The organism is Halobacteriovorax sp. CON-3 (assembly GCF_043196995.1).
GTDB lineage: Bacteria > Bdellovibrionota > Bacteriovoracia > Bacteriovoracales > Bacteriovoracaceae > Halobacteriovorax_A.
In genome coordinates this window covers 412,573-425,600 of the sequence record NZ_JBEBNA010000002.1, presented here as the reverse complement: position 1 = coordinate 425,600, position 13,028 = coordinate 412,573, and the positions used below count along the sequence as shown (strand labels likewise).

The following is a 13,028-nucleotide window of genomic DNA, read 5'->3' as shown; positions in this document are numbered from 1 at the left end:
TCCTATTTAGATTTTTAAAAACAGTAGCTTGTAGCACTAAAAATGTGAATTTGTTTAGTTTTTGAGAAGTTATATCGAATTTACACTCACTAACCTATTGAAAATAGATTAATAGGCCATGATATAAGTCACCCAAGACTCACAATTCTCTTCAACAGTTGAGCGATAGAAGATACCGTCACCAGAACCATCATCATCCTCACCTTCCCAGTAAGTGATAATATTCTCAAAACCAGCATCTTTCATGATGTCCTTAATCTCACCAATTGACCAATGTCTCCAGTCATATGAGAAGGCCTTACGATAAAGTTTTCCATCATTATGTGTTTTAAAGTGAATATAATATTGAACTTCTTCTGTTAGTGGATTGTAGCTGTCGCAATCCCAGAAGTATGTATGATCGTCGTGCTCAGTTTCTTCCTCTAGCTCTTGACGACATTCTTCACCACCAAAGATATCAACCATGAAAACACTCTCTGGCCCCATATTCTTCTTCACCTGCTTAAAGTAATTAAGAAGAACATTTCTTTCTTTGAAAATGAAGTAAGAGAAATTAAAGGCAACAGTAACATCTGCTTTAAAGTCGTAATCATCAAGCACGTTTCCATTGATATAATGCATACGTGTTCTCTCTTCATCCGTTAGACGAGAGTAGTGATTTTCAATTCCATACGCTTGTGGTTCTTCATCAAGATCAATCCCCCAAGCTTCACGCTCACCACCTTCTTTAACCCAGTCACATGCCATTGCGGCCGTTCCACCAAAGTCTTCTCTAAGAGTTCTTGGAGAGCGTCCAAAAATCTTCTTATACTCTTTGTTGATAAATTCAATATCAGCTTCGTGATTTTGAACTGACTTTTCATAAAGTTGGTACTTCAAATTCGTTGGAATTTTCGACATTAAATACTCTTTTGTTATCTATTTATATGATTTGACTTCTTTTATGCCAGAATTGTAACTCATATTGATTGAATTTTTAACCTTAAATCTCAAATCATTTGTTTTATAGACACTACGTGCCAGAGAGATAAATTCATCACCAAAGTCACAGGCCTTCTCTTTCAAACGAATATCGTCTTCAATTACCCAAAGCTTTTCATTAATCTCTTTAAGCTCTCTGATAAACTTATCCATACCTTCTAAATTTAGTTTGGCCAAAGTATTTGCAAGCTCATCATATTCTGCTTGGGCAAGACGGACACGCTCAGCATCCTCAATTCTTTCCGTTTTAATTTTTAAAATTGTCATTTTATCAACTAACTCACCGAGAGAAACGGGACATTCAATTATCATCTTATACCTCAATATCAATATAATTAATTTCTACAATTGTGTATTCAAAATCATCACCTGGGGCCTGAACAATAACTTCATCCCCTTCTTCCTTGCCAATCATGGCCCTTGCAATCGGAGACTTCCAACTAACAAGTCCCTTTGTCGTATCAACTTCATCAACTCCTACAATGGAGTACCTCTTCTCGTTGCCATCCTCATCTTCTAAGACGACGGTTGCACCAAATTGGATTTTTTCAGATGAGACAGAAAGTGGGTCCACAATTAAGGCCGCGTTTATACGAGTATTTAAAAAGCGGATACGTCGATCGATTTCGCGAAGCCTTTTCTTTCCATATTGGTAGTCAGCATTTTCTGATCGATCGCCAAGAGAAGCGGCCCACTTAACAGTTGCTGTCACCTCAGGTCTTTCCGTCTTCATTAAAAAATTCAACTCTTCTTCAAGCTTAGCGTACCCACGTGGTGTTATATAATTATCTTTCTTTATTGCCATATTGATTTAGAATTCCTTCTACTCCATTTTCCACTAAGTCCATTACTTCTTCAAAGCCCCTAGCTCCGCCAAAATAAGGATCAGGAACTTCTTCATAAGAAGTATATGGGCCACTACAGAAGCTACAAAATAACTTAACCTTATTCTTATACTTTCCCTCAATGTCTAGCTTAAGAATATTTTGATAATTTGACTTATCCATTGCAACGATTAGGTCAAATTCTTCAAGATCATCTTTCGTAAAACCTCTCGAAATACTAGGAAGTGTGTAGCCCCTTTTATAAGCATGCTCTTGCATACGTCGATCTGCCCCTTCTCCCGCATGATATGCACTCGTTCCAGCAGAATCCACCTGAATATGTTCAAGTAAATCGAGTTCCTTAATTCGATGAAGCAGTACCCCATCAGCGGCAGGTGAACGACATATATTTCCAAGACAAACAAATAAGATTTTCATATTAAAATTATGATAGAATCGAGGGTGAAAGTAAATTTAAAGGAATAAAATTATGACAGTTCAAAGAATCAGAACAATGGGTGATCCCGTATTAAGAGAAATAGCACAAGACTTTACAAAAGAAGAAATTCTAAGTGAGGAAACAAAGCAGCTTTTAGAAGATATGAATGATTCTATGATTGCAGTTGGTGGCATAGGAATCGCAGCTCCTCAAATTGGAGTTTCTAAGAAAGTTACAATTATCGATGTACCAGAGGACTCTCGCTACGAAGATGCTAGTCCGAGTGGAAAAATGATTATCTTCAATCCTAAGATAGAATTCTTAACAGATAAAGAAGATGGATACTGGGAAGGCTGTCTTTCTGTTCCAGGCCTTAGAGGTTATGTAGAAAGACCAAATCATATTCGCGTGAGCTATTTAAATGAGAAAGCACAAGAAGTTGTTTTTGAAGCTAGGGACTTCTTAGCAACTGTTTTTCAACACGAGATCGATCACCTCTACGGAAAGCTTTACGTAGACAATGTTAAAGATATAAAGAAACTCGTTTACGAAGAAAATTTATAGCCATAATAAAAGGCCCTCATAAAAGGGCCTTCTTTTTTTGTAGAAGTTATTTTATTTATTCTGAAACAATCGCACGCATTACATCTAGAGTTTCAGGAGAAAGAGAAGATTCGTAGCGCGCCCAAATTTCTTTAGTCTCTGCTACAGAAGTGTCACGATCCATTTGAGCAACAACTTCTTCAAGAATTAAATTCGCTTCTTCAACTTCCGAGTTGTAGATTGCAATTTGATCAGCATTCACACCCTTGATAGATCCATAAACAGGACCAAACTCTGCTAGACCTTCATCATCTAAAAGAATTAATCCAGCAAGACCAATTTTAGCGGCCTTTACCCAATCCTTCTGATCACCAGAGAAGATTGCTTTTACTGAGTAACCAACACCTACTTTCATTGCAAGAAGACCAGTGTAAGCGATGTAGCAGTTACCAGTTAACATACCAACTGCTGCAGATGCATTAAACGAAAGACCTGTTGCAAGAATTAGACTTAGAATTACCTTTTTCATTTTTTTTCCTCCATGTTTTTTTTGGTTGTAAATAACGATAACGTCCATCCGAATTTTTCTAAACTTAAATAAAGGTAATATGTCGAGAGACATTTTATAAAAAATGACCAGTGTTTTTTACAAGCGATAGAGTCTGACTTTACCACCACATCGTGTTTTCAAGGCATTACGAATAAGAAGTAAAGTTTTTGCATTTAAAAACCGACAAGAGAAGAAGGATAATTACTAATTAGAGAGACATATTATGAGTGAAGGTAAGAAACAAAGTTTTATCGCTTTAGCGTGCGTACTTAGTGTTAATACATTTGTCGCATATCAATTCTTTTCAACATCAAAATTTGATAACGTCTATTCGAAAGAAAAGATCCAAGAACGAAGGGCGCCGGCCTCCCAAAAGGTACCAGGAGAATACAAAGAGTATCAACAGCTCTTTCCATTTGAAGACTTTGTTATCTACGAGGATTTTAACGGAAACGTTGATTACAAGATGTCTGTCGACTTCTGGTCTGACAAAGGCGCAAAGTATTTCACAAAGAATGGAAAAGAAGCAATTGAAAAGGGTCTTACGGCCGGCTTCAAAAGACTTATTGAAAAGGGCAATCAAGATGGAACAACTCTTAAGTCAGAAGTTCTTCCTGAGCTAACAAAGGAATTCCTTAATACCTTTGTCTATACAATTAAGGTTCACAAACTCATCGATTCAAACTTTGAATTCGATATTATGTTTACGCCTTATAACAAAGATACTGTTTCATACAAAGACGAATTAAAAACAAACCAGCTTATAAACCTTGAATCTCAAGGAACACTTTATGAAGCTTACCAAACATATAATAAGAATTTTTCTCATCGTGTGCTAGACACACAAATTCCAATTTCTAATGATGTCTATCAATATCTTGGTGGAGCGATCACTTTGACTTCGGAACTAATTGATACGGACTGGAAGATCTCTCAGCCTATTCCAAAGCCTAAGAAGAATGGTGTTAAAGGATATGTACGACTTCGTAAGTACTATCGAGTTAACTACCCTACTGACTTAAAGGTTGAATCTTTTAAATCGAAGTACTTAAATATTACGGAGCAAGAATTTGAAGCAAAGAAAGAGATGCCTCATGTTCTTACTGTTGATACTATTTATGAATACAATCTTTCTAGCCTAATTCCAAAGAAGACAAAAACTATCTTTCACTTTGGTGAAATCGTATCTCTTGATAAGAAGCATGATAGCTTTTTCAAGAGAATCTTTAGCTTCTTTAGCAAGAAGAACGATATTAAGACTTCAAAATTTAAAATCAAGGGCGACTACTCAAACGGTACTATTCGTACAAATTTCAATGGTGAAATTAAAACACTTGTCTACAGTCACAAAGACAAGAAGTTTACTAAGAAGAGTCGTGTAACAACAACCCCTAGGGATTATGACTTAAGAATGCATGTGAAAGATGCAATCAAGAAGACTCTCCTACAAGAAAATACAGAGTACCTTGTAGAAAAACTTAACTTAGAAAAATTTATTAAATAATAGGATCGACTATGAAATCGACGAAGAAATTATTAACGACAGCTCTACTATCGACACTTGCAGTACAATCATTTGCCGCAAGCTTCAACATCAAGGATCGACTTGACTCTCAAAAGTTATTTCTAGAGTCTTATCAGTCAGTCTATGGCCAGCGTGACTATGCTCATGCTCCATCTTTCTTTGATACGATCAAAGAGCTAGACAAGTCAAAAGAGAAAGCCGCTGTTAAATTTCTAAAAGAAATCGACAGTGTACTTCCAAGTAAGATTGCCATGCCGGTTACTTACTGGACAAAGGTCTCGCCAAATGAAAAAGAGCTTGGAAAAGTTATCTACTATTTCCTGGCCTACAAGCTATTTATCCTTAGAGACTTTATTGATAATCCACTTACCAAAGATAAGGATAAGAAGGCGGCCAAAAAGCTTCTTTCTAAAATTACTAGAAAGGGAATCAATTCAAATTCTATTTCAACATACTTTCCTACTCTGAAACTTCAAGCAATGAAGATCGCTAGCAGTAAAGATGTTATTGAAAGCATTAAAGAAAATGAAATTGCAACGATCGACTTCACTGAGACATTTAGTGATATTAATAACTACTCACTCTCTGCCCTTGGTTTTGTGCCATCAAATAAAACAGAGATTGTTTCAGAAAATGAAAGATCTCTTGAGCGTATCGATTGGCTTAACCAAAGGGTTATCTTTGCTGGTGGAACGCTAGACTTTGATTCAGACTATATCAAAATGCCAACAGCTGATGATCCTACTGGAAATATCATTTTTCAACAGGATCCAATCTACATCAAGATTCGCGATATGATTGCAAGTTCTAAGGACTCAATCTTTATCGATATTTTCCTCTTCGGAGGAACACTAGGAGCAACTCTTTCAGAGTACCTGCTAGATCAGACGAAAGAAAAACTTAAGGCCAATCCAAATTTTAAGGTTGTCCTTCTCCACGACTATGCCACTAACTACAATATGTTAGATGAAATGATGCCGATCTTTGAGTATATCAAAGAACGTCGTGAAAAAGATCCAGTATTAAAAAAGAGTGTCTCTCTACTACAAGCAAATATTCAACGCCACCCTCCAGGGATTCCTTTTGGTATTACAAAGCTAATTCCAAAAACTGCTGAAGCGATTAAGTATTTTGAGTCAGGTAGTACTTATTTTGAATCAAAAATCGACCACTCGAAAGTTATTGTCGTTGACGGTAATACGGAAAATGCTCAGGCATATTTTGGTTCAAAGAACTGGACCGATCACAGTGGTGGTTACTACTACGATGATGCAATCTATGTGACGGGAGCAGCTGCCGGACTTGTCCAGGCCTCTTACTACCGCGACCTCGAGGCGGCTCTAACAGAAGATCCAAAAGAGCTCATTGGGTTCTATTATAAAGAGCAAGGCTTTGATAACCGCGCCTATCTCTCTAAAAAAGATCAAATCCTAGAAGATATGAGAGTTAAGAAAGAGAAATATGAAGTAAAGGGTGATTCAGTTATTCGCCTTGCTGAAGCCGATGTTGATGGAACAATTAAAAATGTTCGAAATATCTTAGTTGATATGATCTCAAAGGCCGAAAAGAATATCTTCATGGAGCAGCTATTCTTATATGATTCATATGTTATCGATGCTCTTGTAAAAGCAAAGAGGCAAAACCCTCTTCTTGATATCAAGCTTGTTATCGACCATAACGGAAACTTTGGAATGAATGGACTTCCAAATACTTTATTCGTTAAAAAACTTGTTGATGCAGGAATTCAAGTACGTGCTCGTAAGACTTATGGTATCACGGCGAATTTCCCAGACGGTTCAACTAAAGAATATCACCAAGAAAATCACAGAAAGATCACGTCAATTGATGGGATAACTGTTCTAGGTGGTTCTTCTAATATTAACCCAGATACTCTTCAGGGTTCATTTAGAGAGTTCGGTGCTCAGATCTTTGATAAGAAAGAAGTAGCAAGCTTTGAAAGACGCTTTAGTCGCGACTGGCATGATTCAGATAAGATGGAAATCTTTGATATTGAAAACTTTGAGGCAAATATTCAAGGAGTAGCCTTAGGTAAACGCTCTTCGGCCATTATCAATGGCCTTGGTAGTATGATCTACAAGTCAAAAGACGATATCGAAAAACGTCACAAATAAAGACTTCTATATTTAAACAGGTAGCTGTTATCCGCAACAGCTACCTGAATTTCCTTTATCTTCAAAATATTTTTTAACTCTTTTAGGAAGCTCGACAAATACGAGTGAGCGAAGAAGTAGCATTGTAAATGCAACCGCTAGTGAAATTTCCCACCAGCTTGATGACTCATGATTGTGATGAGAAATATTAAAGTTAAGTGGCCAAGAAAAAGCACTGTATAGGTAATCCGTTAAGAATGAAAAACCTAAGGCAACAAGTGCGATTGAAAGAAGGTTAATCACAACTCCTCTCTTTCCAATATACTGACCGATAACGAGAATATTTGAAATATTCGTTGCAGGACCTACTAGAAGAAATAGTAGCGCCATACCAGGGCTCATTCCCTTCATCACAAGTGAAGCTGCAATTGGTGTTGTTGCCGATGCACAAATATAGAGAGGAATTCCAACAAGAAGGATTGCTCCCCTTCCGGCCCAACCAGAAAGGCCATCAAAGAAATTTGCAGGAAGAGCAAAGTCAATAAATGCTCCGGCCACAATTCCAAAGGCCAACCAAATGGCCATATCATCAACAAGTTCAATAAAACCAAAGTGAAATGAAGCTTTCGCTTTCTTTGCAAAGCTCTGCTTTACAATAACACTTTCATCTTTCTTCTTAGAACTTCCGCAACAACTCGGCTTAACTTCTGCTTGTACCTGATCAACATCTTTATCAGTCTTAAAAACTAATTGAAGTGCTCCTGCAACAAATGCAGATACAAAGGCAGCGATCGGACGAATAATTGTCATAGGGATATCCATCATTCCATAAGTCATGGCAATTGAATCAACTCCAGACTCAGGCGTTGCAATTAGAAATGCAGAAGTAGCGGAATTTGAAGCCCCTTGCTTCTTAAGAGTAGCGGCCGTAGGAATAACAGCACAGCTACATAGAGGCAAAGGGATTCCAAGGATAGATGCTTTAATGGCACCCATTAGGCCCTTACCACCCATGGCCTTTTTAATTCTCTCTACTGAGATAAATGCCTTAATAATACCGGCAACGAGAAGCCCAAACATTAAAAACGGGGCAGAGACTAAAATATAATTCCAAAGTGACGTTAAAAAACTCATAAATTTTACCTTTTTTTCGTAGTCTTATCTTAACAGAAATATTCTAAGACGTCCTTTATTACTGGCTTTTTTGCTCTTCATTAGACAAATTTTATAGAAGGGCGAAAAAAAATTGAACTTTTTTTTAATTTTTCTATTGACGAATGAAACCGAAATCCCTATATTAAGTCTTACGAAATGAGGGGGCGTAGTTAAGTTGGTTATAACGTCTGCCTGTCACGCAGAAGGCCGAGGGTTCGAGTCCCTTCGCTCCCGCCATTTTTTTTCATTTCGTAACATTCAAGTTTTAATCTCTTCGGAGACTAAGATATTAAAAGCCGAGTTAACCCACTCGGCTTTTTTTTTGGACGCGAAAAATGCCACGATGGCATTTTGCGCGGAACAACCCTGCACGACCGAGCAGGATGCGAGGGAGAGAGGGTTCTCCGCAAAATTTCCAATCTACATTTATACGTACACACGATGATGGGAGCTTTCGGGTAACCAACTAAGCAATCGAGCTCATTTAACTAACCGTACATTCTATTACTTACGTCTATTCTTCATATATGTTATCGCAAAGTCATATGCATCTTGACCCTTTGGAACATTAACATCGGGCTTTATACCTATAGACTCTATAAATCTGTTATCTCTATAGCTATTAAATGTTGAAGGTATATTTATCTGAATGCGACTTTCAGGAAGTACGACAAACCCAAGATTACCAAATTGAACCTGACCAGCTGTGTTCTCACCGACTCTTGTTACATCATCAATATATTCAAAAAAGTCTATTGTACTTTCACATGAAGATGCACAAGCACGATCTTGTAAAATCACGACTGGCTTTAATGCCTTGGCCTTAACAACTTTAGGTAACACTTTATTTACAATAGCGGTCTCTTTTTTATAGTTAGTATATTTTTGCTTATCTCTTTTTATGAAGTCTAAAAAAAAATCTTTTTGTTTCTTTGATTCTGCATTATATGCCAAGAAAGAAGATAAGTTCGCTCGACTTTCTAGACCTGGCCTTGTAACGACTTTGTATTGATTTGCATATGGTGTAGAAAACTGAGAGCCACCAGTTAATAATTTTGCTAACTGATATCCAATAGTATCATCTCCTCCACTATTACCTCTTAGGTCAACGACAACAAAATCGATCTTATCTAAATGCGTCTTAATTTCTCTAAGCATCCCATCCCATTTACTTGAAGAGGGTGATGCAAACCAAGAGATAGTGATAACGAGAACGTTACTATTACCTTCAACAACTTTTTTTACCGTCCAAAGTCTCTTTTCTTCACTATCGATTCTTTTACCGACATTTCCAACGAATGTATTTCTCGCACATTTCCTAGGGCCAAACTGAAAAGTCAAATGCTCATCTTGAACATGAGAAAATGATTCCCCTAATACATTACAAAAATCTCCTGGTTTAATCGATTCAATATTTACAACAGATTCTTTTAATTTTTTAATTCCTAGTTCTACGTTATTTTTATTTTTAAAAAAATAACCTGAGTAGGAATTTTTAAGAGTATATTCAACAAGATTTACATCTAAATCTATTTTTTCCTTGTTCAATATGGGGGGTGCTTTAACCTTTACTGATGGATCATAAACCAAAGAATACTCTTCCTTATTTGTGGAAGAACAAGAAACTAATAGTGAAAAAAACAAAAATGTAAAAATGAAAATTCTCATATAAATATTATCGGTTTTACGTAAGCTTTCCTTAATATATCAAACTACTTACTTAGCATGAAATACTGTAATATTTATATTAAAAACTCCTGTAGTTTTTACAAAATACTGAGATTATATTTATATAAGTTGCGACTCATATTTAGATTCCTTATAAGAGCATATGTATCAATTATTAGCTCTTGTAACTATTTTCATATCGCTTAAGGCTTTTCCTTATAACTTTGCTAATCAGTTTAAAGATCACCGTATGGTCACATGTCATAGTAAAGATTCTCGAGGTCAGATTCAGGTGTTTGACGTTGTTGAAAATATTTATAGTGCTCAACAATACCTTCACTCCAAAGAATATAAAGTTACAACTACTACAGGTCACAGCTATGGCAACCTAAACAATGATCCATTGTATTTTCTCTCTGATGATTTTTGGGGAGTACCAGGAAAAATTGTACAATCACAAAATTGCTTATTCTCAAATCCAGCTCTCGTAGATACTCATGTTAACACTATAAAAACAATAAGAATCGTAAAAGAGCACTTAGGGTTTAATAGCTTTGACAATAAAGGGTCGGAAGTAATTTCAGTGCTTTTAAAAAAAGGCTCATTTAATGATAATGCAAAGTGGTGGGATAAAGATAAAAATATAATTACATTCGGGCAGAGTTCAGATATTTCAGATCACACTCACTTGTCTGCAAGTATTGGAATCGTTGCCCATGAATTTGCTCATGGGCTGTTAGCAAATACAATAGAACTTGCTTCCGAAGGTGACCAGGGATCACTCAATGAAGCATTTGCAGATATTATCGGGGTTTTTGTTTGCTTTAAAAATAATCCAAGTGCAGATTGCTATCAGTTAGGACATGAAGCATATATTGGTCAGGGTAATTGCTTACGTGATATTTCAAACCCAGAACAAAATGATCAAGCAAGTAACTTTGACGAATACAAGCCTAATGGCCCTAATGTTTATTATAATGCAGGTATAGTAACGAATGCTTTTTATCTCTTGTCTGAGGGAACAGTTGAATTTGAGGGTGTAGGATATGAAGTTGCAACTGAAGTTTTTTTCAATGCTTACATGAAATATCTTAATAAGAATTCAACTATCAGGGATATAAAGTTGGCAACAGTTAAATATTTAAATGAAGCCCAAGACTTAAATCATAAGCAAACACTTAAAACCCTGCTTTCTGTATGGAAGCATATTGGGCCATAAAAGAAGCAATCCCACTAACCTATTTCAATCTACTTCGCTTTACTTGCAGCACGTCTGCGTCTCGCACTTCTTTGCTGATTATTCGACTTACTCGTTTTGTTGCCTTTAGACTTCGCACCACTTCTTGAAGAAGCCTGCTTCTTCTTTTCTGGACGTCGATTATTTTGAGGTTGTGTAGGAGCTCCTGCGACACCATGAAATGGGTGATCCTTATCTTGAGGAATTTGATACTTAATCGTTTTCTCAATATCCTTTAAAAGGTTCTTTTCTGTGTCATCACAAAATGAAATAGCAACTCCATCTCGGCCAGCTCTTGCTGTTCGCCCGATTCTGTGAACATAACTCTTAGGATCATCTGGAAGATTGTAATTAATAACGTGAGTGATGTGAGAAACATCGATTCCTCGAGCAGCAATATCAGTTGCAACAAGAACTCTAATGTCACCTTTTCTAAATCCACCAAGGGCCTTCTCGCGTGCACTTTGCGATTTGTTCCCATGAATGGCCGCGGCCGTAATTCCCACTTGTTCAAGATGCTTTACGACACGATTTGCACCATGCTTTGTTTTTGTAAAAACAAGCACGTGCTCAATCGTTTGATCTTCTAAAATACTTTTTAAAAGTTTTGGCTTATTTGTTTTATGAACGAAATTAATTTTTTGATCAATTCTTTCGACAGTTGTTGACTCTGGAGTAACCTCTACTTTCTTGGGCTTAACAAGAAGCTTCTTTGATAGATTCACAATATCTTGAGGCATTGTTGCTGAAAATAATAGAGTCTGTCTCTTCTTTGGAAGCTTAGCAATGATCTTATTTACATCGCGAATAAAGCCCATATCAAGCATACGATCGGCTTCATCAAGAACAAAGGTTTCAAGTTGAGTAAATTTGATATGATCATCACCCATGAGATCTAGAAAGCGACCTGGAGTTGCAATAATGACATCCATTCCCTTCTTTAACTGTTGAATCTGAGGCCTTGGTTTAACTCCACCAAAGATAACCGTACTTTTTATGCCTAGGCCCTTTCCGTATTCTTCAATATTTTCATTAATCTGCGATGCTAATTCTCTCGTTGGCGTAAGAATGAGAGTTCTCATATGTCTTGGCTTTGTTTTAATTTTATTAGAGCCAAGATTATTTAGTATTGGTAGCGAGAACGCAGCAGTTTTTCCAGTCCCTGTTTGAGCAATCCCAAGGATATCTCCACCATTTAGTAAGTGAGGAATTGAGCCCGCCTGAATAGGAGTAGGTTTTGTATAGCCCTTCTTTTTAAGACTAGAGAGAATTTCAGGTAATAGTTTAAGAGAATCAAATGAATTGACTGATGACATAGTAAATATCCTTGCTTTAAAGCATTAGTGCCGTTGCTTAATCCAAATACTAGCAAAGGCAAATATTTAAAATGTATCCAGATCAATACCCTTCATCTCTTTATTTACGGTACAAGTCAATCTTTATCATTCAAAGTATAAACTATATTTACTGACGCCCTTTCTTAGAAAGGATTTTATTTAACGAGTTCGCGAACTTCTGCTTATCCTTGGCGCCAAATGCATCGGGGCCACCTGTTACCATTCCACCGTCTCTTAGCTCTTGCATGAAATCTCTCATTGAAAGGCGCTCTCCAATATTCTCTTCATCATAGAGCTCTCCGCGTGGGTTTATCGCAAGCGTCCCTTTTTTTACAACCTCTGCTGCCAAGGGAATATCAGCAGTAATAACAAGGTCTTGAATCTCTACATGTTCGGCAATATACATATCAGCAACATCGGCTCCACTTTCAACTTTTACAAAAGAAATTAATTCATGAAGTGGAATATTCATATAAGAATTAGCAACAAGAACGAGTGGGATTTGTAAACGGATGGAGGTTTTAAAAAGAATCTCTTTTATAACTTTAGGGCAAGCGTCCGCATCCACCCATATTTTTAATTCTTGTTTTTTCATTAGCTAAACTCCGTTTAAAAATTATAAGTTACAATATAAACAAATTCAGTATTATATACTAGA

General features: G+C 36.7%; 13 protein-coding genes and 1 tRNA gene. 5 read left to right on the top strand and 9 right to left on the bottom strand.

All coding sequences use genetic code 11. The features are described from left to right. Positions 1 to 108: 108 nt before the first annotated feature. The 4 genes from ABMA72_RS12750 to ABMA72_RS12735 are packed head-to-tail and all read right to left on the bottom strand — an operon-like array spanning position 109 to position 2,243. Complete coding sequence (locus ABMA72_RS12750; RefSeq protein WP_393057380.1) at positions 109 to 900, bottom strand: class I SAM-dependent methyltransferase; 792 nt, start codon at positions 898 to 900, stop codon at positions 109 to 111. 18 nt (positions 901 to 918) lie between these two features. Then, on the bottom strand, positions 919 to 1,293 hold the full coding sequence (locus tag ABMA72_RS12745) for a DUF6165 family protein (RefSeq protein WP_392858834.1): 375 nt from the start codon (positions 1,291 to 1,293) through the stop codon (positions 919 to 921). Position 1,294: 1 nt separating this feature from the next. Continuing rightward, positions 1,295 to 1,786 (bottom strand): transcription elongation factor GreB, encoded by a 492-nt coding sequence (greB, locus tag ABMA72_RS12740; RefSeq protein ID WP_392858832.1) that lies wholly within the window; start codon positions 1,784 to 1,786, stop codon positions 1,295 to 1,297. After that, positions 1,767 to 2,243, bottom strand: coding sequence for a low molecular weight protein-tyrosine-phosphatase (locus ABMA72_RS12735; RefSeq protein ID WP_393057378.1), 477 nt, complete (start codon positions 2,241 to 2,243; stop codon positions 1,767 to 1,769). The genes greB and ABMA72_RS12735 overlap by 20 nt, the downstream gene beginning before the upstream one ends. A 52-nt stretch (positions 2,244 to 2,295) precedes the next feature. Between ABMA72_RS12735 and def the strand changes: the two genes are divergently transcribed. Then, on the top strand, positions 2,296 to 2,808 hold the full coding sequence (gene def / locus ABMA72_RS12730; RefSeq protein ID WP_392858829.1) for a peptide deformylase: 513 nt from the start codon (positions 2,296 to 2,298) through the stop codon (positions 2,806 to 2,808). A 55-nt stretch (positions 2,809 to 2,863) separates the two neighbouring features. Here the strand turns inward: def and ABMA72_RS12725 are convergent, their stop codons facing one another. Beyond that, positions 2,864 to 3,316, bottom strand: a complete 453-nt coding sequence (locus ABMA72_RS12725; RefSeq protein WP_392858827.1) for a hypothetical protein — start codon at positions 3,314 to 3,316, stop codon at positions 2,864 to 2,866. Positions 3,317 to 3,560: 244 nt separating this feature from the next. On the opposite strand from ABMA72_RS12725, the gene ABMA72_RS12720 reads away from it, so the two are divergent. Next, positions 3,561 to 4,841 (top strand): hypothetical protein, encoded by a 1,281-nt coding sequence (locus ABMA72_RS12720; protein WP_392858825.1) that lies wholly within the window; start codon positions 3,561 to 3,563, stop codon positions 4,839 to 4,841. A gap of 11 nt (positions 4,842 to 4,852) precedes the next feature. Further along, positions 4,853 to 6,994 (top strand): phosphatidylserine/phosphatidylglycerophosphate/cardiolipin synthase family protein, encoded by a 2,142-nt coding sequence (locus ABMA72_RS12715; protein WP_393057376.1) that lies wholly within the window; start codon positions 4,853 to 4,855, stop codon positions 6,992 to 6,994. A gap of 27 nt (positions 6,995 to 7,021) precedes the next feature. On the opposite strand, the gene ABMA72_RS12710 is transcribed toward ABMA72_RS12715, so the two are convergent. Beyond that, on the bottom strand, positions 7,022 to 8,107 hold the full coding sequence (locus ABMA72_RS12710; RefSeq protein WP_392858821.1) for an SO_0444 family Cu/Zn efflux transporter: 1,086 nt from the start codon (positions 8,105 to 8,107) through the stop codon (positions 7,022 to 7,024). 181 nt (positions 8,108 to 8,288) lie between these two features. On the opposite strand from ABMA72_RS12710, the gene ABMA72_RS12705 reads away from it, so the two are divergent. Then, positions 8,289 to 8,365 (top strand) — tRNA-Asp (locus ABMA72_RS12705). A 267-nt stretch (positions 8,366 to 8,632) separates the two neighbouring features. On the opposite strand, the gene ABMA72_RS12700 is transcribed toward ABMA72_RS12705, so the two are convergent. Next, positions 8,633 to 9,796, bottom strand: coding sequence for a S41 family peptidase (locus ABMA72_RS12700; protein WP_393057374.1), 1,164 nt, complete (start codon positions 9,794 to 9,796; stop codon positions 8,633 to 8,635). Positions 9,797 to 9,959: 163 nt separating this feature from the next. Here ABMA72_RS12700 and ABMA72_RS12695 point away from each other — a divergent pair, with 163 nt between their 5' ends. Then, positions 9,960 to 11,015 carry a M4 family metallopeptidase gene (locus ABMA72_RS12695; RefSeq protein WP_393057372.1) on the top strand — a complete coding sequence of 352 codons (1,056 nt, stop codon included), beginning with the start codon at positions 9,960 to 9,962 and terminating at the stop codon, positions 11,013 to 11,015. Positions 11,016 to 11,044: 29 nt separating this feature from the next. Here the strand turns inward: ABMA72_RS12695 and ABMA72_RS12690 are convergent, their stop codons facing one another. Continuing rightward, the gene (locus ABMA72_RS12690; RefSeq protein ID WP_393057370.1) at positions 11,045 to 12,349 is read right to left on the bottom strand and encodes a DEAD/DEAH box helicase; all 1,305 of its coding nucleotides are present in this window, start codon (positions 12,347 to 12,349) and stop codon (positions 11,045 to 11,047) included. Between the two features lie 148 nt (positions 12,350 to 12,497). After that, positions 12,498 to 12,965 carry a YaiI/YqxD family protein gene (locus ABMA72_RS12685; protein ID WP_393057369.1) on the bottom strand — a complete coding sequence of 156 codons (468 nt, stop codon included), beginning with the start codon at positions 12,963 to 12,965 and terminating at the stop codon, positions 12,498 to 12,500. Positions 12,966 to 13,028: the final 63 nt, after the last annotated feature.

Coding starts and splice junctions, on each gene's coding strand:
- ABMA72_RS12750 (WP_393057380.1), bottom strand. CDS start 900: ATGTCGAAAATTCCAACGAATTTGAAGTACCAACTTTATGAAAAGTCA.
- ABMA72_RS12745 (WP_392858834.1), bottom strand. CDS start 1,293: ATGATAATTGAATGTCCCGTTTCTCTCGGTGAGTTAGTTGATAAAATG.
- greB (WP_392858832.1), bottom strand. CDS start 1,786: ATGGCAATAAAGAAAGATAATTATATAACACCACGTGGGTACGCTAAG.
- ABMA72_RS12735 (WP_393057378.1), bottom strand. CDS start 2,243: ATGAAAATCTTATTTGTTTGTCTTGGAAATATATGTCGTTCACCTGCC.
- def (WP_392858829.1), top strand. CDS start 2,296: ATGACAGTTCAAAGAATCAGAACAATGGGTGATCCCGTATTAAGAGAA.
- ABMA72_RS12725 (WP_392858827.1), bottom strand. CDS start 3,316: ATGAAAAAGGTAATTCTAAGTCTAATTCTTGCAACAGGTCTTTCGTTT.
- ABMA72_RS12720 (WP_392858825.1), top strand. CDS start 3,561: ATGAGTGAAGGTAAGAAACAAAGTTTTATCGCTTTAGCGTGCGTACTT.
- ABMA72_RS12715 (WP_393057376.1), top strand. CDS start 4,853: ATGAAATCGACGAAGAAATTATTAACGACAGCTCTACTATCGACACTT.
- ABMA72_RS12710 (WP_392858821.1), bottom strand. CDS start 8,107: ATGAGTTTTTTAACGTCACTTTGGAATTATATTTTAGTCTCTGCCCCG.
- ABMA72_RS12700 (WP_393057374.1), bottom strand. CDS start 9,796: ATGAGAATTTTCATTTTTACATTTTTGTTTTTTTCACTATTAGTTTCT.
- ABMA72_RS12695 (WP_393057372.1), top strand. CDS start 9,960: ATGTATCAATTATTAGCTCTTGTAACTATTTTCATATCGCTTAAGGCT.
- ABMA72_RS12690 (WP_393057370.1), bottom strand. CDS start 12,349: ATGTCATCAGTCAATTCATTTGATTCTCTTAAACTATTACCTGAAATT.
- ABMA72_RS12685 (WP_393057369.1), bottom strand. CDS start 12,965: ATGAAAAAACAAGAATTAAAAATATGGGTGGATGCGGACGCTTGCCCT.